The sequence below is a fragment of the Streptomyces sp. NPDC032745 genome, from assembly GCF_055579465.1.
Genome location: NZ_JBVING010000021.1, coordinates 92,615 through 112,555, shown reverse-complemented (window position 1 = coordinate 112,555; position 19,941 = coordinate 92,615). Strand labels below are relative to the sequence as shown.

Here is a 19,941-nt window from a genome sequence, read left to right as displayed (position 1 = left end):
CCGTTCCCGGTGCGGACCTGAGAGCCCCGCTCTTTCACGTTGCTTGCTGCCTGGGTTTGTCCCGCGCGGCGGCTTCTGCCCTTTCCGCTCCCCCTTGGGTGGGAACGCCAGGGTGGTAACGGCAACCTGGGCCGTGCCGGTCAGAACCCGCAGGACGTTCGCGCGTCCTGGAAGTGCTCCGGGTGCCGCCGCCGGTACTCGACCAAGGACTGGGCCACTGCGGCGCCTTCGCCGACTGCGGCGCCGACCCGCTTGACGGATCCGGACCGTACATCGCCCACGGCGAACACACCGGGCCGGCTGGTCTCCATCGGCAACGCGTCCGGGCCGGCTCCGCCGCTGCCGGTCAGGACGTACCCGCGGCCGTCGAGCTTCAGCGTGCCGCCGAGCCACTCGGTCGACGGGCGGCCGCCGATCAGGACGTACAGGCAGTGCGCGGCAACGGTTCGCTCGTCGCCCTGGCGGTCCCGCAGTCTGAGTCCGGTGAGAGTGGACCCGCCGAGGCATTCGGTCACTTCGGTGCCCAACAGGACCTTGAGGCCCGGGGTCCGCTCGATGCGCTGTACCAGGTAACTCGACATGGACGCGCCGAGGTCCGTGCCCCGTACCAGCAAGGTGACGGAGCGGGCGTAGCGCGCGAAGTAGAGGGCGGCCTGTCCGGCGGAGTTGCCCGCGCCCACCATGTACACGTCCTCCCCGGCGGTCGAGGGGGCGTCGGACAGGCAAGACCCGTAATACACACCGGAGTTGAGAAGGCGGTCGACCCCGGGAGCCGTCAGGCGGTTCCAGTCCACGCCCGTGGCGACCACCACGGCGGACGCGGTCACCGAGGCCGTCTCATCGGTGCCGGCCTTGACGAACTCAACGGTATGGCCGCCCGTGCCGGTCGGGGTCACCCGACTGGCCACCCGGGTGGGCTGCCACTCGACGCGGGCCCTGCGTGCCTGTTGCAAGGCGCGCTGGGCCAGGTCACCACCTGTCAGCCCCACGGGAAAACCGAGGTAGTTCTCGATCCGTGAGGTCGATCCCGCTTGCCCGCCGGGCGCGTCGTCCTCGATCACGACCACGCTCATGCCCTCGGCGGCGGCGTACACTGCCGCGGACAGGCCCCCGGGTCCACCGCCGATCACCGCGACGTCGTAGTGGTCCTGCTCGGCCGGCCGGATGAGCCCGAGCCGCTCGGCCAGCGCGCTGATCGAAGGGTCCACCATCTCGGTGCCGTCGCCGAGCCGGACGGTCACCGGGGCCTCCCGCACGTCCTCGTCGGGCAGCCACCGGAAGAGCACGCCGCTGCGGCCGAGGAAGTCGCGCACCGCGTACGCGGCGGGTGAGAAGCGGCTGCCGCGCACCTCGGCGGTGGGCAGATCCCCCTGGCAGTCGGCATTCCATGTGCACAGGGAGTCGTCGAGTGCGCCCCGAAGGTGCTCGCCCGGGCTGTCGCCGCCCGGGACCGCCCCGGTACGGGCGCCGGGCACGGCGTCGCAGTGCCCGGCCAGCGACAGCCAGCGCACACCGGGATGCGCGGCGCCGGGGTCGGGGGCTTCCTCTGCGAGCACGGCTGCGACGGGTACCTTCCGGTCGGCCAGCGACGTCAGTGCCCGCACCACCTCCGCCGGTCCTGCGACCTGCAGTACGCGGAACGACGTCCGGTACCAGCTTTGCACCAGCTCGGCCGTCTCATGCCGGCGGAGCGGATCGGTGTCGGAGAGAACGATCACCGGCAGTGCGGCATCGGCCATCAAGAGGTCCTCCAGGTAGGTCTCGAGGGATCGGCTTCCCCTCGCGGTCAACGAGCGGGGACGCGATAGGCATCGGCTCGAGAGGAGCCACTGCGGGCACGCGGGGCAGAGGGGGCGCGGAGGTCCCCCTGTGCACTGCTCAGAGGCGGCCGAAGAACTGGTTGCCGCGTGCCGAATAGTTCTCGCTCGTGTAGTACTCCTTCATCGCAGAGCTGATCTCGTCACGGCTCAACTGCCCGTCGCCGTCGACGTCCAGCTGGTTGAACGCCTCGTCGAAGGTCTCTCGGGGCAGGCGGAACATGCCGTGGAGCAGAGAGGTGTACTCCTCGCGGCTGAGCATGCCGTCGCCGTCGCGGTCACCGAGCTCGGTCCAGGCATTGCTCATGTTCCTGATCCGTTCCCAGATCCTGTTCTGGTCCGTGACGATCCGGGCTCGGAACGCCGCCCGGAACTCCTGCCGGTCGACCCCTCCGTCGTCGTTCTTGTCCATCTTGTGGAAGACGGCGTCCCAGAGATCCGCCAGCGAATTCCGGAGTCCGGCCACGGCGTCCGGGGCGTAGCCGAGTGACTCGGCGAGCCTGTCCGAGAGGCCGATGACATCCGACTTCTCGAGCCGTCCGTCGCGGTCCGAGTCGAAGACATCGAACGCCCGCTCCAACTTGATGTCCAGAACGCTCACGACACCATCCCCTTCACTCCATGTGGTCGCCCCGTCACGGTGCGAGGCGGGCTCAGGAAACCACACGTCCCGGCCTTCGCGCATGGAAAGTGCGGGCCTACTGGGCATTTCGGGTGACGTCCTGTCGCCGTGGGCTGCCGGGAGTGGTCACAGCCGTTCCGGCGGCACGCACGCATACGCCTCGCGCAGAGCGGCGACCACCGGGTCGTCGGTGCGGAAGGAGACGTCGTCCACCGACGCCACGGACCGCACACCGATGGCCGTGTTGGTGGCGAACGCGGCCCGCATCGACCGCAGCAGGCCGTCCGTCATCGGAGCGGTGACATGCCCGCCGTGGGCTGACCGGAGCAGCCGCATGGTGACCCCCGGTAGTACGTCGGCTTCCGGCCACACCACGGTCCCGTCCGCGTCCACGAAGCCGACGTTCCAGGTGCAGCCTTCGGAAATCAGCCCGTCGCCGCCGACGAACAGCACATCGTCGAATCCGGCGAGCCGAGCCGCACGACGCAGCCGCAGCTGCCCGAAGAGCGCCACGTGCTTCACCGCCGGCGCGTCGCGGCGGTAGCCGAGCCGCTGCACCCGCAGCGGCCCCGCGGCGCCGCCCGCGGGCCGCGTCGTCACCAGTACGCAGGGCCGGGCCTCCCGGTCGGGGGCCGCAAGGTCCAGCCCCGGATCGAACACCGTGACCCGGACGGTGAGCCTGCCGACGCCATCGCCCACTTCCCGCCGTACGCACTCCCGCACCCACTCGGGATCGAGCTCCGCGCCGAACACCGTCCGGCAGTCACCGACCAGCCGGTCGAGGTGCAGCGCGAGTCCCTGTACGGCGCCGTTCTCCACGATCATGGTGGTGAAGTGCCCGTAGTTGGTAAGCGCCAGGGCCTGCAGGTCGGCGAGGCCGGCGGGGGACCCGTTCAAGGCAGCCATGCCCGCAGTCTGCCCGTACGAGCCTGGTGATGCGCCCACGCCTGTACGGCGGAACGCGGCGGGAGGTCCGGCGCAGCTGTGCCGGGGCCCGCGTCCGCTCGGCTCGTCCCAGGAGGGCGAGGGCGTCCTGCAGGAGGGCAGCGTCGCCTGTCTGTTCCGCCAGACCCCGCGCCTTCGTGAGGTCGTCTCGCGCCGCCCCCGGGTTTCCGGCCTCCATGTGTACCCAGGCCCGTTCGTACAGGGCCTCTGCCTCCGGAAGCGCAGAGCAGCTTCCGGAGCCCATGACGAGGCGGGTGGCCGGTTCCAAGGCCTGGGCCGTCCGGCCCTGTCCGCAGAGTGCGGCGAGCAGAATCCTTCTGCCGTGCTGGGAGGCCACCGGCAGGGGGTGGGCGCTCTTCATCACTTGTTCGAGGCGGTCGAGCGCGGCTTCAGGCTCCCCCCCACAGGAGATGGGCATCGGCCAGGTGGGCGAGGGCGATCGCTTCGCCACGTCCGTCGCCCAGCTCGCGGAAGAGCTGCAGGGCAGGGCCGAATCACCGTAGAGCTCCAGCCGGCTCGCCGCCCCGTCACCCCGCTCCAGCCAATGACGATGCTTCGTGGGAGAGTTGCGAGCCGATGACTCCAGCAGCTGCGGCCCTTGGCAGAGCTCCGCGCACCGCCGGGCAGCCTCGTCGTCGGAATCGACTCGTTCCTCCAACCACTCGTCCGCGCGGGCCAGTTGGAGCCAGAGAACGTCCACGTCCGCCCAGCGGTCCGTACGCCGCCGGTCGAAACCTTCTCCGTCGGCCGGTGTCAGCAGCCGCTCGAGCGAAGCGCAGACCATGCGGGCATGGGCGCGGCGGCTGTTCTCCCCGATGCCAGGTCGTCACAGCGTGTCCAGCAGGGAATCGGCGTACAGGGCGAGCAGACCGTGCATCTGGTACTCGCCGTCCTCCACCGGCTCCAGCAGGCCGCAGTCCATCAGGACGCGAAGGGTGGCCACGGCCGGCTCCGCCTGCTGTGAGAGCCCCTCGTCCGCAGGGATGCCGTCCCACACCGCGGTCGTCTCGGCCATCGTGAACGTCGCGGGTTATGGGAGCGAAGGCCCCCAGGTAGGCGAAGCGCGCACGGGCCACCGGATCGAGCAGGGACACGCTGCGCTCGAACACTGCGGCGAGGGTGGGGCTGCTCTCCTCCACCAGTCCGGCGAGATGCGGCGGGACCTGCTGGGACAGCAGGTGGGCATCGCGGCCCAGGCCGTCGACCATGTCGTCGACGGGCAAGCCCCGGGAGAACTCCCGGTGGAGCATCCTGCCCACGCCCTGCAGCGCCAGAGGCAGCCCCTCGACGCCTTCGGCCAGGACCCGCAGGGCAGCGGGATGCGCCGCTGCGACCCCCGGCGCCAGCCGGCGCAGCAGTTCGACGGAATCGTCGCCGGTGAGCACATCGAGCCAGTAGGGGCATGACCCAGATACGCCAGAAACCCGCCACGGGATGATCTTGCGCTGTTGAGGGCCTTGCCCCGTCACCCATGAGCTCGGCCTCGTGCCCGAGGCGTACGACCCGCATCTGGACGTCGACTTCAGCCCGTTGCGCGGTGACGCCCCGCCCGCGCCGGACGGCTACGTTCAGGCGGCCTGACCACCCATGTCATGTCGCTACTCCAGCGGCCGCGCGATGCACACACACTGTTCCATGCCACGCGGAAGGCTCCTGGCACGTACTCCCTGGTCATCTCGTCGCTTCCGCAGCAATGCCCGGCTGCGGCCGGGTCCGCATACCCCAGCGGGCAAGAGATGGGCCAGCAGCACCCAGCATTGCGAAGAACAACGCCAGCAGCAGCCAGCCCGCCGTGCCGAGGCCCAGCACCACCGTGGTGAGGATCGCAGGGGCAAGAGCCTGGCCCGCGTTGAAGCCGAGGCCGAGGACACCTTGGTACTGGCCCTGGGCATGGTCGGGGGCAAGACCGAAACCCAGGGCGAAGCACGCCGAGGACTCCCAGACCTCTCCCAGGCTATGGACGAAGATCGCCGCCAGGACCAGTCCTGCTGCCGCCCAGACAGGGGCGTACGCCGCCAGCGCCATCATCGGACAGCTGACGAGGAAGAGCAGCCCTGCAGTGCGAAACGCCCTGCCGCCGTCGTACGGGGTCTCGATACGGGAGCCGATCTTGGTCTGCATCAGTACGCAGAAGGCCGAATTGACTGCGAACAGCGCGGCCACCGTCCAACGCGGCGTTTCGGTGTGCTCGGAGATCCAGATCGGCAGGAGCAGGGAGACCACCGGGTACTGCAGTCCCATGGCCCCGTAGAGGGCGGTGAACGTCAGGAACGGACGGTCCGCGAAGACGAGCCAGCGCCGCTGCCGCGGCGGCGCTGCCAGCACCGGATAGCGGGGCAGCAGAAGCAGAAGCACCGCGCACAGGGCGAAGCTCGCCGCGTTGCCGAGAATCAGCGTGACATAGGCGCCGCGGGTGTCCGCGGCCAGCGCCAGCCCGGCACCCACCGTTCCCAGGACGACGCCCAGGTTGACGAAGGTGCGCAGCTTCGCCCGGAACATGGCCGGTCGCTCACCCCCGACCCGGGCCACCAGAGCCCCCCACGCCGCCCCTCCGACCGCCGCGGCGATCTGGTCGACCGTCGCGATGATCGTGAGCGCTGCCCAGCTCTCGACGAGGACGAGGGACGCCATCGATACCGCCTGGACCGCGAGGGCCAGCATCATGATCACGCGTGCGCCGCGCCGGTCAGCGAGATGACCCCCAGGTATCCCCGCGCACAAGCCGATCACTCCGGCGATGGTGAGCGCGGCGCCGACCTGCACCGCAGGCAGGCCCACGACCCAGGTGAAATAGAGCGCCGACGCCGCGTTGAACAGACCATTGCCGACCCGGTTGACGAAACTGGCGGCGACCAGCACGCGCTCCGGCCCACTGTCCCCCGCCATCCGGCCTATTCGACCTGCCAAACCGTCCTTGATCATGGACCGCAGGCTAACAGTGCCGCAGAACCCGCCGCAGTCGTACCAAGATCGCGTGCCCTCACGGCGACGCAGGCCCCGACGCGTGTTCCATCCCCTGAAGGCCGGGTGTCGGCAAACGAACGAACGACGACAGGCGCGCCGGGCGTCCAATGAACCCAGACTTTCCGGGGCCCGACGGCGGCGCCGATCCCATCAGATCCGATGGCGGATGATGACAGGGTTTGCTGACAGCTAAGGGCTGTCCCGTAATCCCCGGCGGGCGCACGACGACAGCTACGGCGCCTCGCCGCGTTGTCGGAACGCCCGGATACGCCCGGTATGAGGATGCTCCTCCGCCTTGCGATGCACCGCATCTGACGCCGCGCGCTGATCCACCGGGGATTACGGGACAGCCCTCAGGGCCGAATGCGACCACCGAGAGCGGGGAGCGGCATGGCCAACCTGGTCTACAAACGGGTGTCGACCGACCAGCAGTCGACCGACCGGCAAACCTCGTCCTAACCGAGGCCGGGATCGAAGACCCGGTCGTCTTCGAGGAACAGGCCGGCACCTCCAGCCGCCTCCACCCCATTGAGCGGCCGAAGTTCGGCGAACTGCTCGCCTACGCCCGGCCGGGCGACACCGTGCACATCTCCGAGATGTTCCGCCTCGTACGCGGCACCGGGCACATCCTCGACGTGATCATGGTGCAGACCCTCGCCGCCGCCGGTGAACTCCAGCGCGAGCTCACCTACGACGGACTACGGGCCGCCGAGGCCAAGGGCAACAAGGGCGGGCGCCGCCCGGCCGTCCCGGCCGACAAGACAGGTACGCCGTGCGCACCGCGTACCTGGAGGGCCGCTCCATCGCCGCTCTCGCCCGCGATCACGGCGTCAGCCGCGGCGCCATCCGCACCGCCGTCGCCGATCTCCTGCGCGAATACACGGCCGCCGACCCAAGCGCCCCGGCGCCGGAGCTGTCGGTCGTCCTCGACATGCCCGGCAAGGTCGCCGACTTCCTCCGGGCCGCCGACCTGGAACCTGCCGAGCGCGTCGCGCTCGACCAAGGGGTGGCCGTACGACGCGGCCAAGGCTACACCCTGCGCGTCAGCGCCACCCCCGCGGTCCACCGCCAGCTCCTCATCCACTGCCAGTCCCTCGACGGCACCCCGGGCGCCCCAGCGATCCCTGCTCAGCGCAAGGCGCGCCGCGAGTACGAGAACCGCGTCGCCGCCCTCGCGAGCAACACCCTGTAGCGAGTCCTCCGTTCGGAGGCAACCGTGTCCGCGACGTCCCGCCGTCGTGTGGTGATGACGGTGGCGCAGCGCGGTCCGGCGACCAGGAAGGGCAGGACGTCGATCGGGTCCACCACATCGTCGACCACCAGCAGCATGCGCCGCTCGCGCAGAACCGCAGCCAACCGCTTCGACAGTTGGTCCAGGGCCCACTGTGGGTCCGGTTTCTCGTCCACCTCCCTGGCCCACCGGGCCAGTTCGGATCGGACCCGGTCTGCGGAGCCGAGGCGCGCCCAAAGGACGCCGTGCGGAAAGCGGTCGGTGAGCGGGCGGTCGTGGACCAATCGGGCCGCGAGAGTGGTCTTGCCCACGCCGGGCCAGCCGCGCACCGCTGTCACGACCTGGAGCGCAGGGGAGTCCTCGTGCCCGGGACCGGCCGTCAACCGGGAACGCACGCGTTCGACGTCGCCGGCCCGATCGAGTTCGGTCACGACCACCAACTGGAACAGAGGGTTGCCGGCCTCCGTTGCGGCGAGCCTCACCGCATCACCGAAGGCGCGCACGAAGTCCTCCAGGAACGCCGCGAGGTCGATTCCCAACGTGCTCGTGTCGATGCCCAGGGCGTCGGCGTACTCCATCAGCTCACCCACCGGAGCGGCCCGGCGGCCGAGGGCCGCACCGACCAGGGCGTCGGCGACATCCGTCTCGGCCAGCAGTCGACCCAGCAGCGACTCATGGTGGTCGGCCGCGTTTCGCCTGTCGCTGCGCGCGACGTCCCGGGTTCCGGGAGCCGGCGGGGCGGGATCGCTCTCGGCCTCCAGGTACCGCAGCGGTATCTCTGTCAACACGCGTCGCGAGATCCTCTCCAGCTCCCTCGCCTCCGGCGCGCCCAGCAGCAGCCGCTTCGCCTTCGGGCCGATCAGCTGGCCGGCCAGCCGCCCCGCAGCTCCGCGGCTCCGGCGGCGAACGTCATCGGTTCGACCACGTGCCCCACCCCCACCGTTCGCCGGCGAAGAGCCGGCGCAGCGACATGTGCCCGCCCCCGCGGGGACGAAATCCGGTCGGGCAACTGCGTGCTGCGAGCACCACGATGGTTGTGCTGGGTGGCGGGACTGCGGGGGAGCCTGCGCCTTCAGGGGCGCAGGCCGGCCTGCCTGAGCGCCACTTGGGACAGGTCGCCGATGACCTGCTCGTCTGCCCGGCGCCAGGCAGCGGCGAGACCCTCCGGCGGCACGGGGACCGATGCGAGGTCTTTCGTCGGCCCGGTCAGGGCGCGCAGGGCAAGCAGATCAGCACCACCGGGAGCGTCGAGAAGACCTCGGATCCGAGCACTACGCCGGATCCAGCGCACGCGCGGGGGCAGCCAGAGTGCCAGCACGATCGCCACCGAGGTGACGATCAGGACCAATGCGGTCAGGTCGGCGACACGGCCCACCATGTCCTGCATCGACTGCCCGGCATCGGAGAGCCCGTTGCCGGCCTCGGCGGCGGACTGCAGCGGCTTCTTCAGGATGCCCCCGATCAGCGGCACGTTCGAGGCCGCATCCCCCGCATCGCCGAGGCCGGAAGCAAGACTGCCGCCCGCGTCCTCTACGGTCCGCCCCGGCTCGGCCAGCAGCATGATCCCATCGTGGACAGCCAGCGCGAACCTCACCGCGGCCGCCACCAGGACCACGGCGATGAGGTCGGCGAGGACCTGCCGGCAACGACGTGCTCGGGTCTGGGCGTAAAGACGCATCGGCGTGCTCCTGTTCCGGCGCCATCAACGGACGAGACCGGTCCCCAACCGGATGAGGGGCGACAGCCGTGACAGCAAGCCACGGCCCACCGCCGACCGTACGCGCCACCCGCCCCGTCCAGTCGTCTTCACATGCCGACTTCACCCCCACGTTCACCCCGGACCGGGACCACGCGTTCGCGGCCGGCGACATCGCCCACCGACAAGCTCAACGCCCGTCCAACCGGCCACCGCCCGAAGGTTGGTTAGAAGGTGTCACGCAACCTATTGCCCCTCACCCAAGTTGAGTTATAGCCTCTAATGACAGCTTGATGCTCTGCCGCTCGGCGATGCCCACCCACCGAACACCAAAGGGGAACCCCATGCCCGGCATCCACCGCACCCGCATCCACGCCCTGTTCACCATCCCGCTCGCCATCGGCCTCCTCGGCGCTGCCGCGTTACCCGCCGGCGCCGCAGCCTTCCCCGGCCAACGCACCGCCAAGTCCCTCACCTGCCGCGGCGCCGGCGTCGACCCCGCCGCCCGTGTCCGCCACCGGGCCGAGATCCTCATCAGCGCACCGCTGCGCACGGTCTGGAAGCTGCAGACCGACGTCGAGCGCTGGCCGTCCTGGCAGGCTCCCGTGACCACCGCGGAACGCCTCGACCGCGGCCCCCCCCCGCCAGGGTTCGGCCTTCCGGTGGACAACCCCGGTGCCCCCCAACCCGACTCCGGCCACCAGCCTGGAGATCACCTCGACCGTCGAACAGCTCAGGTACCACTCCTGCATCCGCTGGACGGGCCCCGCAATCGGCGAGGGACTGCACATCGACGGCGTCCACGTGTGGAACTTCACCGAGATCCCCGGCGGCGTCAAGGTGAGCACCGAGGAGACCCACACCGGCCCTCAGGTCGACGCGGACGTCCCCACCGCGACCGCCATCCTCCGCCAGGGACTCGAAACATGGCTGAACGACCTCAAGGCCACCGCCGAGGCTCGCGCCCACCACAGGACGGACTGACCCGCGCCCCGGACCGGCAACCGCGCAGTCGGGCCGCGGAGCGCCGGGAGGGCATGGATGTGGCGGCATGTCGTTGACACCTGCCGAACGGCGTGCGACAAAGGCCCCATGGGTTCGGTCGGTGTCCTCATCTAGAGTGCGGTTCGCCGCGTGACCGGGCCACCAGTACGGGGCCCGTGCCGACGCCGGGGCCGCGTGAAAAATCACTGTCGCCACACGCGAGACTGTCGAACAGTGGGCACACCACCGCACATACGTGAACGGACAATTCTCCTTTGACCACGATTCCCGGATCCCGTGTCCCGGGGCGGACCTGGACGGTCCGCCTGACCGGACACGGTGACCACACCGTCTCCGTCACCTGCACCACCGAGGCATGCCGCATGCCGCCCCGGTCCAAGGACACGGCGGCCATGCGACGGTTCGCCGCCGAGCACGCCCGCGCACACGCCCGCCTCGCCACCGTCCGCCCCGACGCGTCGTGTGCCTGCCGGGCCGCCGAATGCGGATTCCACGAGGACACCAGAGCCTCCTGTACCGGTGCCCCGCTGCTCGTCCTCATCCACAACCCGGCCGTCGGCCAGGTCTGGACCCTCGCCGAGATCTGCCAGGCCTGCGCACCCTTGATCTCCCACACCGCCGTCCTCGGCCGCGCGCAGCAGTCGGCGCCCCATCGTCCCTCCGCACCATCGGCCGCTGCTTCGCCCCTCCTCGCCCCACCGGCTCCGGCACGCGTGGCAGTGGCCGGCGGCTTCTCGTCCCCCGAGGCCGCTCCCGAGGCCGTCTCCCGCCGCCGCCCGTACCGCGGCGGCCCCCGGCGCACCCGCTGACGGCCGCCGCACGACGCACGAGCCCTGCCCCCTGCCCGTGGCGATCTGTACTCTGAGCTGGCTTTCGAACCCACTCAAGCATTTACAGAAAATGGGGGGGCCGGTGCGTAGCCGCCGACTCGTTGTTTCAGCTGCCGCCATCGCGGCGAGCGTTGGTCTCATACCGGGCACGGCGCTGGCGGACGGCGCAGTGCCGCCGGGGGTATCCGCTCCTCCGGCCGAGGCGTCCGCCGACGAGGGCGGGGCCCTCCGGAGCTCGGCTGCAGGCACGGTCCGCTCGGTCGCGCCCGGTCACGAGGCCACGGCCGCGGCGGTACAGGCCGCCGCCGCATCGGACCTCGAACTCGCGGTGGTTGCCGACAACACGACCGCACGCGGGATTTCCCTGACCGTCAACCTCTACAACGGCGTGGCCGTCCCCCACGACGTCACCATTGCCTGGGGCGACGGCACGACGGAAACGGCCACCGCAAACGGCGGCGACATCCTGAGGTCCATCAAGCACACGTACCCCCGGCCCGGTGATTACACGGTCACGGTGACCGCGACGGACAGCGTCAGCAAGGTGCAGGCTGTCAAGCAGCTCGCGTTCTCGACATCAGGTTCGTTCTTCTCTCCGCATGCGCCTACCCGGCTGCTCGATACCCGGGCCGGTATCGGCGCGGGGAAGGCCAAGGTCGGCGCGTACTCGTCGGTGTGGGTGAAGATCGCGGGCATGGGGAAGGTTCCGGCGGGGGTGGCTGCCGTGGTCCTGAACGTCACGGTCACCAACACCACCGCCGCCGGACACGTTTCCGCGTACCCGGCGGGTGCCAAGCGGCCCGACTCCTCGAACATGAACTACATCGCCGGGCAGACCGTTCCGAACCAGGTGATCGTGCCGGTCAGCAAGGACGGCTACGTCGAGCTCTACAACGGCGGCTGGAACGCGGTCGACTTGATCGCGGATGTCACGGGCTACTTCCACCGGTCCGCCGACGACGGCTACACCTCCCTGGCCCCGGTCCGTTTCGTCGATACCCGCGAGGGCCTGGGCGCGGCGCGGGGTCAGGTCGCCGGGCAGTCCGCCATCGGTGTCCAGATCACCGGCAGGAGCGGAGTCCCCGCCGGGGCCAGCGCCGTGGCGCTGAACGTGACCGTCACCAACCCGCGGGAGGCCGGCCACCTGACCGTCTTCCCGGCCGGACAGGCCGCGCCGTCCACGTCCAACCTGAACTTCACCGCGGGCCAGACGATCGCCAACTCGGTCATCGTCCCCATCGGCGCAGACGGGAAGATCAACGTCCGCAACGGCGCCTGGGCCGGAACCGACGTCATCGTCGACGTCGTCGGCTACTACGGCGCCGGCAGCAAGGCCGCCTTCAGTACCGTCGGCGATGGCGGCATGACGTCCCCCTGGCGGATCGAGGACTCGCGCAAGCTCACGGGGCCCAACAGCTGGCTCACCCTCGCCGGCGGATACTTCTATGAACCCTTGGCGCCGGTGAACATCCCGCGCCCCATCGAGGCCCACGTACTGAACGTCACCGTCACCACCACCAGCGGCCCGGGGTTCCTTTCCGTCTCCCCGGATCCCTACCCGTGGGAGAGCTACCGCAACGGGCGCCCCCCGATGCCGCCGCGGCCCGTCTCCTCCGCGCTGAACTGGACGGCGGGCAGGGACGTGCCCAACCTGGTCCAGGCGAAGCCGGGCCCCTACGGCCTCGTCGACTTCTGGAACCAGAGCAGCCGAGAAGCCGATTTCATCATCGACTGGCTTGGCCAGTACGACGCCTACTGATCCGCTGACAGGTCCGAAGGAGCGACCCCGTGCGCCCCTTCGGACCTCAAGGGCCGTATGGCTTCCCAGGGCGACGTCGTCCGTAAGGGCTGTCCCGTAATCCCCGGCGGGCGCACGACGACAGCTACGGCGCCTCGCCGCGTTGCCGGAACGCCCGGAGGCGCCCGGTATGAGGACGCTCCTCCGCTTTGCGATGCACCGCATCCGACGCCGCGCGCTGATCCACCGGGGATTACGGGACAGCCCTTGGCCGGGCCGGTCGGACGGCAGAACGGACACCACTCAGCTCCCGTACTGCGCCGCGGCGAGCAGAAGGCGGTGGCCCCGCAAGGGGGCGCGCACGAAGCGAGGTGGTGGGGCATCCGTCCTTCGTCGTGCGCTCCTCTCCTTCGGTGCGTGCTCCTTCCCGCGGATCGGGCACAGCGGGAGGCGTTCCCAACTCACCTGCGCTGGCTGGCACTTCCCCGTGCGCTCCGTCCTTCGGGTGGTGGCTGCGGTGCGGGCCGGGGCGGTGGGGCAGGGGTGGGTAGGCAGTCACCGCGCCGGGCGGTGAGGTCTGCACGATTCCGCAGCGTCTGCCGGGCTCGGACCGTCACGCGCGCGGTGCGCACACGACGCCATCCTGGACGATGGTGACCGCCGCGCTGTGTGGTCCGTAGGCCGTGTCGGTCAGGCGGGGGGGTGTGATCCAAGCGTGCGGCTTCGCGCGGGGAGGGCGGTCGTTCGCGTCCCGCGTTCACTTGTACTCCGACGCCCCGCGCGACTGGCTGCCATCCGCCCGTACTCTGCCCCCGGGCGCCCCGAGCTGGCCCGAGACGGCGGGCGTCGGAAAGTCCCACAGGACCACCTTGACCGTCACGGAGTCAGGCAGCGGTTGCTCGGCCGACACGATCGTGAAGGCTCCGACGCCGCCCTCCGTGGTGGTGAAGCAGTACGTCCCGCCCAGGCCGTTGCCGCGGAACACATAGACCCACTCGGGGTGCTTTGCCACCCCCGGCGGCATTCGCTTCTCGCATGCGGCGCGGTCGAGGTCGTAGGCGTCCCCGGGGGCCTCCGCGGCGTGGCCGCTCATGACCATGATTGCCGCCGAGGTACTGTAATCGCCTCGCAAATCGTCGTCCACGCCCACCAGTTGGCCAGGCCTCTTACCGTCGAGCTCCGCGCCGACGTCCGAGTTCTGGTTGAGGGAGAGGGGAAGCGTCACAACTCCCTTCCATCGCGCTTTCGAAGTAGGGGTAGGGAGCCTTGAAGAGTCGGGCGGATCCGTGTCGGGCGTGGTGGGCGCATGGTCGGGAGTTGGTACGGGTGCGGGTCCCGGGCCGCGAGTGTCCGACAGGCTGTTGTTGATCAGGGGTGCTCCAAGCGTCGCTGCCGCTCCGATGACTGCTGCGACCAACCCGGCTATGGCAACCCGACGGGCGGACCAACCGCTTTGAGTGCTGTTTGAAGATCCTTGGGATGTCTCATCAGATGGGTTGCTCATGACTCCCCCCGAGACGTACCTGCGAACGCACCGAGGGTATTCCCAGCGGGACGTGGACGAGTCGCTGATCGGAATAACTTTCCCTGCCTCGGTGGAAGAAACGACACTGCACGTGCCGGGGAGCCCGCTGTTGGAGCGGCATCTCATTTCACGGGCCTGGCGGGGGCGGTCCGGCACGGGGCGGCGTGCGCCGGCCGGGGCCGGTCAGCGGTCCAGGGCGTCGCGCCCGTCTCCGGCACCGCTGCGAACGAGTACGGCCGGCCCAGGATGAACGGCGAAGCCGTCTTCGCACGGCCGACTACATGCCAGAACAGGCGCTCCGGCACGCACGGCGCGTCCGACCGCAGCCACGGCGAGACATCCACGGCCGGGACCGGCCGGGCGTCAGGGAACCGGGGCGCTGGCAGGCAGGCCGGCACGCTCCGCAGCCGGTCGACGCCGATCAGGCCGCGATTGAGCCCGTCGTACATTGCGCTACAGTCCGACAGGTCCCGCGGAGTCGCTCTGGTACCGGACCTCATCGCCCTCGGCCACCCCGTCCTGAAGGAAGGGGGCGTTCTGCACGCTCGCGGTGTCATCGCCGAGCTTCGTCCCCCACAGGCCCCCGGTGTCCTGCGGGAACCACCCGTCGCGAGGGACGAACCGGAACCTGACCTTGATCTTCTCGACCGCGTTCTCCGCCTGAACCGGAGATCGACCTCCGCCGTCACGGGATGGAGTCAGGGCCGTCAGGCCCGGATTGCGAGTGTGTCAGGAGGCGTCGAGCCACGGGCGGCGGCCCGGGCCCGTCGGGTGGGTGCCCGTGACCGCCATGACCACCGAGTAGAGGCTGGTCTCGGCGGTGATGAAGAGGCGGTTGCGCTTGGCCCCGCCCCAGGAGATGTTGGACACCGTCTCCGGGACGTTCAGCCGGCCGATCAGGGTGCCGTCGGGGTCGTAGCAGTGCACGCCGTCGGCCATCGCCGCGACCCACAGTCGGCCGCCGTCGTCGAAGCGGAGGTTGTCGAAGCGGGCTCCGCCCTCCGTATCGGCCTTGGCGAAGACCTCGCCGTCCGAGAGGCGGTCGCCGTCCGCGTGGACGTCGAAGACGCGGATGGCGCCGCCCCGGGTGTCGGAGACGAACAACTGCCGCTCGTCGGGGGAGAAGACGAGCCCGTTGGGGGCGGAGAAGCAGTCGGCGACCAGGCGGACCTCGCCCGTGGCCGGGTCGATCCGGTAGACGTTGTTGGAGCCGATCTCGCTCTCCGCGCGGTAGCCCTCATAGTCGCTGGTGATGCCGAAGTCCGGGTCGGAGAACCAGATCGAGCCGTCAGATTTCACGGCCGCGTCGTTGGGGCTGTTGAGCCGCTTGTCCTGCCAGCGGTCGGCGAGCACGGTGAGCGTGCCGTCGTGCTCGGTGCGGGTGACCCGGCGGTTGCCCTGCTCGCAGGTGATCAACCGGCCCTGGCGGTCGAGCGTGTTGCCGTTCGTGTGTCCGGCGGGCGAGCGGAAGACGCTCACGGTGTCGGTGGTCTCGTCCCAGCGCAGCATGCGGTCGTTGGGGATGTCGCTCCATATGAGCTGGCGCCAGGCCGGGAGGTAGATCGGGCCCTCGGCCCAGCGGCAGCCGGTGTAGAGGACCTCCAGCGCGTCGTCACCGTTCATGCACCGGCCTGTACGGAAGCGGTCGTCGAGGCAGGTGTACAGCTCGGGGCGCTCGGTGGTGGCCATGTGCGTGGTCCTTCCTTGAAGGGTGACCGAAGTTTGTTCGGTATGAAGTGATTATCTCAGTACCGAATATGGCTACCTCAAGGGTTTACCGAAGGGAGTGCCGTAGATCACGAAGAGTGGACGGGGCCCAAACCGGGGCCGGGTGAGCAGCAAGGCCGCCTGTACGGGACGGAGTCCGACGGTCGCTCCCGGGATCAGGCAGGATGCTGCGGTATTGCTCGTGGCGAGCCATGCAGATGGTCTGGCGTGCAGGACGGTGGCTCTGCCGCGAGCCATGCCCCGTCAGCGCCGATGACGGCCATCGTCATCGCGGCGGCTGCCGCGAACACGGACGCCGACTCGGTTTCCTGGGTCGGGTGGCTCACGGGGCCGGGTGTCGTGGGGCGCTGGCCACCCCGGACTCCCGCCCACTGAGCTCGGCGTCCAGAGTCTCCTGGGCGATGCGCATCGACTCCGCGTACTTCGGCTCGGACATCCGCTGCCAGGCCCGGTCCGGTGCGATGTCCTCGACCCGGCTCGTCACCCACCAGATGTTGCCGAACGTGTCGCGCACCCTGCCGCCCCGGTCGCCCCACGCGCTGTCAGTGGCCTCGGTGACGACCGTTGCCCCGTGTGCCACGGCGGCGGCCATGGCCGCGTCCGCGTCGGGGACGTAGAGGCGCAGCAGCGCGGGCATCACGGGCCAGTCGGGCCGACGGTCGAAGGCGAGGACGACCGTGTCGCCGACGCGGATCTCGCCGTGTCCGATGGTGCCGTCCTCGAGCGGCACCCGAGCGAGCTCTTCGCCGTCGAACGCCGCGGTGATGAAGTCGAGCAGCGCGCCGGTGTCGTCGGTGACGACCCACGGTGCGACGCTGGTGTAGCCCTCGGGCGCAGTGTGCTTCATCGGTTCGTCCTGTCTGCCGGTTCCTGCTGACGTGACGACCGTAGGACCTGACCAGGTCAGGTTTCGTCCTAGTTCGTGATCGCGGGGGTGTCCTTTCGAAGGCCGGTCACCCGGCGGAGCCGGGTCGTGTCAGCCCAAGTCGGGCTTGCCCTGCCGTACGGCGTCGTGGGCGGCCAGTGCGGCGCGCAGCGTCAGCGCATCGGCGCCGCGGGCGGCGTCCAGTCCGGTGAACTCGGTCGCCTTGCGCAGGCGGTAGTCGACCGTGTTCGGGTGGACCTGGAGCCGGGCGGCGGCCCGGCGCCGGTCAAGGCTGCACGCGAGGAAGACGCGTAACGTGACGAGCAGCTCCGGGCGGGCATCGAGCGGGTCGAGCAGCGCGGCGAGCCCGTCCCTGGCCGGGCTCGGGCGGCTCAGCTGGTACTCGAGCAGCACATCGTCGAGCAGGTACAGTCCGGGCGCTCGGCCGGACGCCTCCGCCACCTCCCGTACCTCGCCGGCCAGCCGCGCGGCTTCTGCAACGCCTTCCGGTGCTGCGGCCGCCGCCGCAGCCAACAGCTCGGCGCCGCACATCCGGCCGAGCTGTTCGACCAGCCGGGAGAGCCGGTCCCGGTCCGCACGGCCGAAGTCGGCGGCCGGCGTCTCGTACGGGATCAGTACCAGCCCGCCGTCGCCGGACAGCACGGACAGCGGGACACCCCTCGTCTGGCGCTGCAGTTCATTGCGCAGCCGCCGGAGTTTGCGGCGCGCGGCGACCGAATGGTTCATGCCGGGCACCAGCTCGTCCGGGTGCGGTCCCACGGTGATGCTCAGCACCAGGTAGCAGGGCGGCAGGCGGATGCCCGCGCGGTCGGCTGCGACTTGCGGGCTGCCGCCCTCCAGCAGCCGGGACAGCAGCGACTGCAGGGCGACCTGCTCGTCACTGAGCGCCGTCTGCCGCTCCTGCACGTACCCGGCTGCGACCTCGCAGCTCACCAGCCGCAGGAACGCGAGCAGTTGGCGCTGGACCGACAGCACGTCCCCCAGGTCACCCGGCTCGGCCGCCGAGAAGACCTGGGCGGCGCACTCCTCCGCACCCAGGTGATAGGCACCGACCACGGCCTCCAGCGGCACGCCCTCGTCGGCACGCCGGGCCGAGGACTCGCGGATCGCCGCCGCTTCGGCCTGTCCCGGCAGTTCGCCGGTGCGCAGGACCGCGGCGAAGCTCCGGATGCCGCGGGTCACCTGCTTGGCGATGTCACCGCCGAGGTGTTCCGCTGACAGCGTTCCGTAGACGGGCAGCCGCTCGACGAGCCGGACCATCACCGCACGCTCCAGCGCCCCGGCGGCGTCCTGAAGCCGCTTGTGGACCGGCACGCCGCCGAACTGCGGCACCGAGTCCCGTCCCACTGCGTTGGATACGGTCACAATCCACCTCGCACATCTCTGTTCCCCACCCCGGAGACGCGGCCGCGTTTCGGCCCCATGATGTTTCCGGGACATCACCTACTGGTTGGTAACACGACTGGCCGGTGGATGGCCAGATGTGGCAGACCCCGGCCGCGTCGTTCACCGCAATCCCCTGCCGGGGGCCGCCCGCCCCGGCCTGACGCGCCGATGCACGTGACCTCGTGTCGACGCGTCAGCCCCCACCCAGGAATCGAGGAAGGCATGTCCAAGGCCGCCGTTCGCCTGATCTCCGTCGCTGTCGCCACCGCGGCGGCCATGACCGCCGCGCCGGCGGCCACCGCCGCCCAGTCCACGCCTGTAGCAGCGACGTCCACGACAAGCGACCCGTTCTACACCTATGGCGGCAGCGAGCCCCTTTCCGCGTTCGCGCCGGGCACCGTGCTGAAGACCCGGACGCTGCAGTACCACCTCGTCGGCATCTCCACGCCCCTGAAGGCAGTCCAACTGCTCTACCGGACCACCGACGTCCAGGGCCGTCCGGCCGCCAACGTGACCACAGTGGTGCGCAGCCCGACGGGTGACCGCAGCAAGGCGGTGTCCTACCAGTCGTTCTACGATTCTCTCAGCCCGGAGGACGGGCCGTCCCGTGCGATCGCCGGCAACGTCTCCCTCGGAGGCCTCATCCCGAACGTCGAGGCCGTCTTCCTGGCGCCATTGCTGACGCAGGGCTACGACGTCGTCATCCCGGACACCGAGGGACAGCAGGCGCACTTCGCTGCGGGACCTGAGTACGGGACGAACACGCTGGACTCGATCCGCGCCGCAACCAAGTCGGAGCAGACCGGCCTGAATTCCGCCACCGCGTTCGGCCTCATGGGCTACTCCGGTGGTTCCGTCGCAACCAACTGGGCCGCTGCGCTCGCGCCGAGCTACGCGCCGGACGTCCAGCGCAAGCTGGTCGGCTACGCCGAGGGCGGCCTGCTCGTGGATCCGGCGCACAACCTGAAGTACGTGGACGGCTCGCTGGCGTGGTCGGGCGTCATCCCCATGGCGGTCATCGGGGTCTCCCGCTCCTACGGCATCGACCTCAAGTCCTATCTCAACGGCTACGGCCTGGAGGTGTACAAGGAACTGGAGCACGGCTCCATCCTCGACGCCATCGGTCACTACCCCGGGCTGACCTGGAAGAAGATGGCGAAGTCGCAGTACTCCGACCCCAACTCGATCCCCGCGTTCGTGGAAGCGATGAACAAGCTCAACCTCGGCTCGGCCGCCACCCCCGCCATCCCCGGATTCATCGCCCAGGGCGACGCGGGCGTCCTGGAAGGGACCTTCGGCAACCACCCGGGAATCGGCAGGGGTGACGGCGTCATGGTCACCGGGGACGTGCGGGCGCTCGCCCGGCAGTACTGCACCACCGGCAACTCTGCCGTCAAGTACAGCCAGTACGAACTGCTCAGCCACACGGGCGCGTCCGTGGTCTGGGCACCTGTCGCGCTGGGCTGGCTGGGCGACCGCTTCGCGGGCAGGCCCGCCCCGTCCGACTGCGGCCGCATCCCCACGGGCAATTCACTGGCACCGGAGGAGCCGACGCCGCTGTCCTGATG

Annotated in this window: 18 protein-coding genes and 1 pseudogene; 6 read left to right on the top strand and 13 right to left on the bottom strand. The window is 70.1% G+C overall.

The genetic code is table 11. From position 1 onward, the window contains the following. Window positions 1-140 precede the first annotated feature (140 nt). The 4 genes from ACZ5WG_RS37370 to ACZ5WG_RS37355 form a co-directional block, all read right to left on the bottom strand. The gene (locus ACZ5WG_RS37370; RefSeq protein WP_468729101.1) at window positions 141-1,739 is read right to left on the bottom strand and encodes an NAD(P)/FAD-dependent oxidoreductase; all 1,599 of its coding nucleotides are present in this window, start codon (window positions 1,737-1,739) and stop codon (window positions 141-143) included. A gap of 139 nt (window positions 1,740-1,878) precedes the next feature. Next, window positions 1,879-2,418 carry an EF-hand domain-containing protein gene (locus ACZ5WG_RS37365; protein WP_468729099.1) on the bottom strand — a complete coding sequence of 180 codons (540 nt, stop codon included), beginning with the start codon at window positions 2,416-2,418 and terminating at the stop codon, window positions 1,879-1,881. Window positions 2,419-2,565: 147 nt separating this feature from the next. Beyond that, on the bottom strand, window positions 2,566-3,345 hold the full coding sequence (locus ACZ5WG_RS37360; RefSeq protein WP_468729097.1) for an aminotransferase class IV: 780 nt from the start codon (window positions 3,343-3,345) through the stop codon (window positions 2,566-2,568). Window positions 3,346-4,210: 865 nt separating this feature from the next. Beyond that, window positions 4,211-4,399, bottom strand: a complete 189-nt coding sequence (locus ACZ5WG_RS37355) for a hypothetical protein (RefSeq protein WP_468729096.1) — start codon at window positions 4,397-4,399, stop codon at window positions 4,211-4,213. A 136-nt stretch (window positions 4,400-4,535) separates the two neighbouring features. Here ACZ5WG_RS37355 and ACZ5WG_RS37350 point away from each other — a divergent pair, with 136 nt between their 5' ends. Further along, window positions 4,536-4,790: a hypothetical protein gene (locus ACZ5WG_RS37350; protein WP_468729095.1), complete on the top strand. Its 255-nt coding sequence runs from the start codon at window positions 4,536-4,538 to the stop codon at window positions 4,788-4,790. A gap of 265 nt (window positions 4,791-5,055) precedes the next feature. Here the strand turns inward: ACZ5WG_RS37350 and ACZ5WG_RS37345 are convergent, their stop codons facing one another. Continuing rightward, the gene (locus tag ACZ5WG_RS37345) at window positions 5,056-6,306 is read right to left on the bottom strand and encodes an MFS transporter (RefSeq protein ID WP_468729093.1); all 1,251 of its coding nucleotides are present in this window, start codon (window positions 6,304-6,306) and stop codon (window positions 5,056-5,058) included. Between the two features lie 814 nt (window positions 6,307-7,120). Here ACZ5WG_RS37345 and ACZ5WG_RS37340 point away from each other — a divergent pair. Continuing rightward, on the top strand, window positions 7,121-7,540 hold the full coding sequence (locus ACZ5WG_RS37340) for a resolvase (RefSeq protein ID WP_468729092.1): 420 nt from the start codon (window positions 7,121-7,123) through the stop codon (window positions 7,538-7,540). Here the strand turns inward: ACZ5WG_RS37340 and ACZ5WG_RS37335 are convergent. Both ACZ5WG_RS37335 and ACZ5WG_RS37330 read right to left on the bottom strand, forming a co-directional pair. Further along, window positions 7,477-8,367, bottom strand: coding sequence for an NB-ARC domain-containing protein (locus ACZ5WG_RS37335; RefSeq protein WP_468729090.1), 891 nt, complete (start codon window positions 8,365-8,367; stop codon window positions 7,477-7,479). The genes ACZ5WG_RS37340 and ACZ5WG_RS37335 overlap by 64 nt on opposite strands. A gap of 284 nt (window positions 8,368-8,651) precedes the next feature. Further along, window positions 8,652-9,257: a hypothetical protein gene (locus tag ACZ5WG_RS37330; protein WP_468729088.1), complete on the bottom strand. Its 606-nt coding sequence runs from the start codon at window positions 9,255-9,257 to the stop codon at window positions 8,652-8,654. 362 nt (window positions 9,258-9,619) lie between these two features. Here ACZ5WG_RS37330 and ACZ5WG_RS37325 point away from each other — a divergent pair. The 3 genes and pseudogenes from ACZ5WG_RS37325 to ACZ5WG_RS37315 all read left to right on the top strand — a co-directional run bounded on the left by ACZ5WG_RS37325 (window position 9,620) and on the right by ACZ5WG_RS37315 (window position 12,869). After that, window positions 9,620-10,259 (top strand): annotated as a pseudogene (locus tag ACZ5WG_RS37325) (SRPBCC family protein). A gap of 275 nt (window positions 10,260-10,534) precedes the next feature. Beyond that, window positions 10,535-11,089: a hypothetical protein gene (locus ACZ5WG_RS37320; protein ID WP_468729087.1), complete on the top strand. Its 555-nt coding sequence runs from the start codon at window positions 10,535-10,537 to the stop codon at window positions 11,087-11,089. 103 nt (window positions 11,090-11,192) lie between these two features. After that, entirely contained in the window at window positions 11,193-12,869 is a 1,677-nt protein-coding gene (locus ACZ5WG_RS37315; protein WP_468729085.1) for a PKD domain-containing protein, read from the top strand. A gap of 736 nt (window positions 12,870-13,605) precedes the next feature. Here the strand turns inward: ACZ5WG_RS37315 and ACZ5WG_RS37310 are convergent. The 6 genes from ACZ5WG_RS37310 to ACZ5WG_RS37285 all read right to left on the bottom strand — a co-directional run bounded on the left by ACZ5WG_RS37310 (window position 13,606) and on the right by ACZ5WG_RS37285 (window position 18,352). Next, window positions 13,606-14,073, bottom strand: a complete 468-nt coding sequence (locus ACZ5WG_RS37310; RefSeq protein ID WP_468729083.1) for a hypothetical protein — start codon at window positions 14,071-14,073, stop codon at window positions 13,606-13,608. A gap of 422 nt (window positions 14,074-14,495) precedes the next feature. Continuing rightward, window positions 14,496-14,822: a transposase gene (locus tag ACZ5WG_RS37305; RefSeq protein WP_468729081.1), complete on the bottom strand. Its 327-nt coding sequence runs from the start codon at window positions 14,820-14,822 to the stop codon at window positions 14,496-14,498. Window positions 14,823-14,826: 4 nt separating this feature from the next. Continuing rightward, the gene (locus ACZ5WG_RS37300) at window positions 14,827-14,952 is read right to left on the bottom strand and encodes a DUF4265 domain-containing protein (RefSeq protein WP_468729120.1); all 126 of its coding nucleotides are present in this window, start codon (window positions 14,950-14,952) and stop codon (window positions 14,827-14,829) included. Window positions 14,953-15,102: 150 nt separating this feature from the next. After that, on the bottom strand, window positions 15,103-16,062 hold the full coding sequence (locus ACZ5WG_RS37295) for an SMP-30/gluconolactonase/LRE family protein (RefSeq protein WP_468729080.1): 960 nt from the start codon (window positions 16,060-16,062) through the stop codon (window positions 15,103-15,105). 361 nt (window positions 16,063-16,423) lie between these two features. Next, window positions 16,424-16,948 carry a VOC family protein gene (locus ACZ5WG_RS37290; protein ID WP_468729078.1) on the bottom strand — a complete coding sequence of 175 codons (525 nt, stop codon included), beginning with the start codon at window positions 16,946-16,948 and terminating at the stop codon, window positions 16,424-16,426. 129 nt (window positions 16,949-17,077) lie between these two features. Next, window positions 17,078-18,352, bottom strand: a complete 1,275-nt coding sequence (locus ACZ5WG_RS37285) for a PucR family transcriptional regulator (protein ID WP_468729076.1) — start codon at window positions 18,350-18,352, stop codon at window positions 17,078-17,080. A gap of 243 nt (window positions 18,353-18,595) precedes the next feature. On the opposite strand from ACZ5WG_RS37285, the gene ACZ5WG_RS37280 reads away from it, so the two are divergent. Beyond that, window positions 18,596-19,939: a lipase family protein gene (locus ACZ5WG_RS37280; RefSeq protein ID WP_468729074.1), complete on the top strand. Its 1,344-nt coding sequence runs from the start codon at window positions 18,596-18,598 to the stop codon at window positions 19,937-19,939. The last annotated feature ends 2 nt before the right edge of the window (window positions 19,940-19,941 follow it).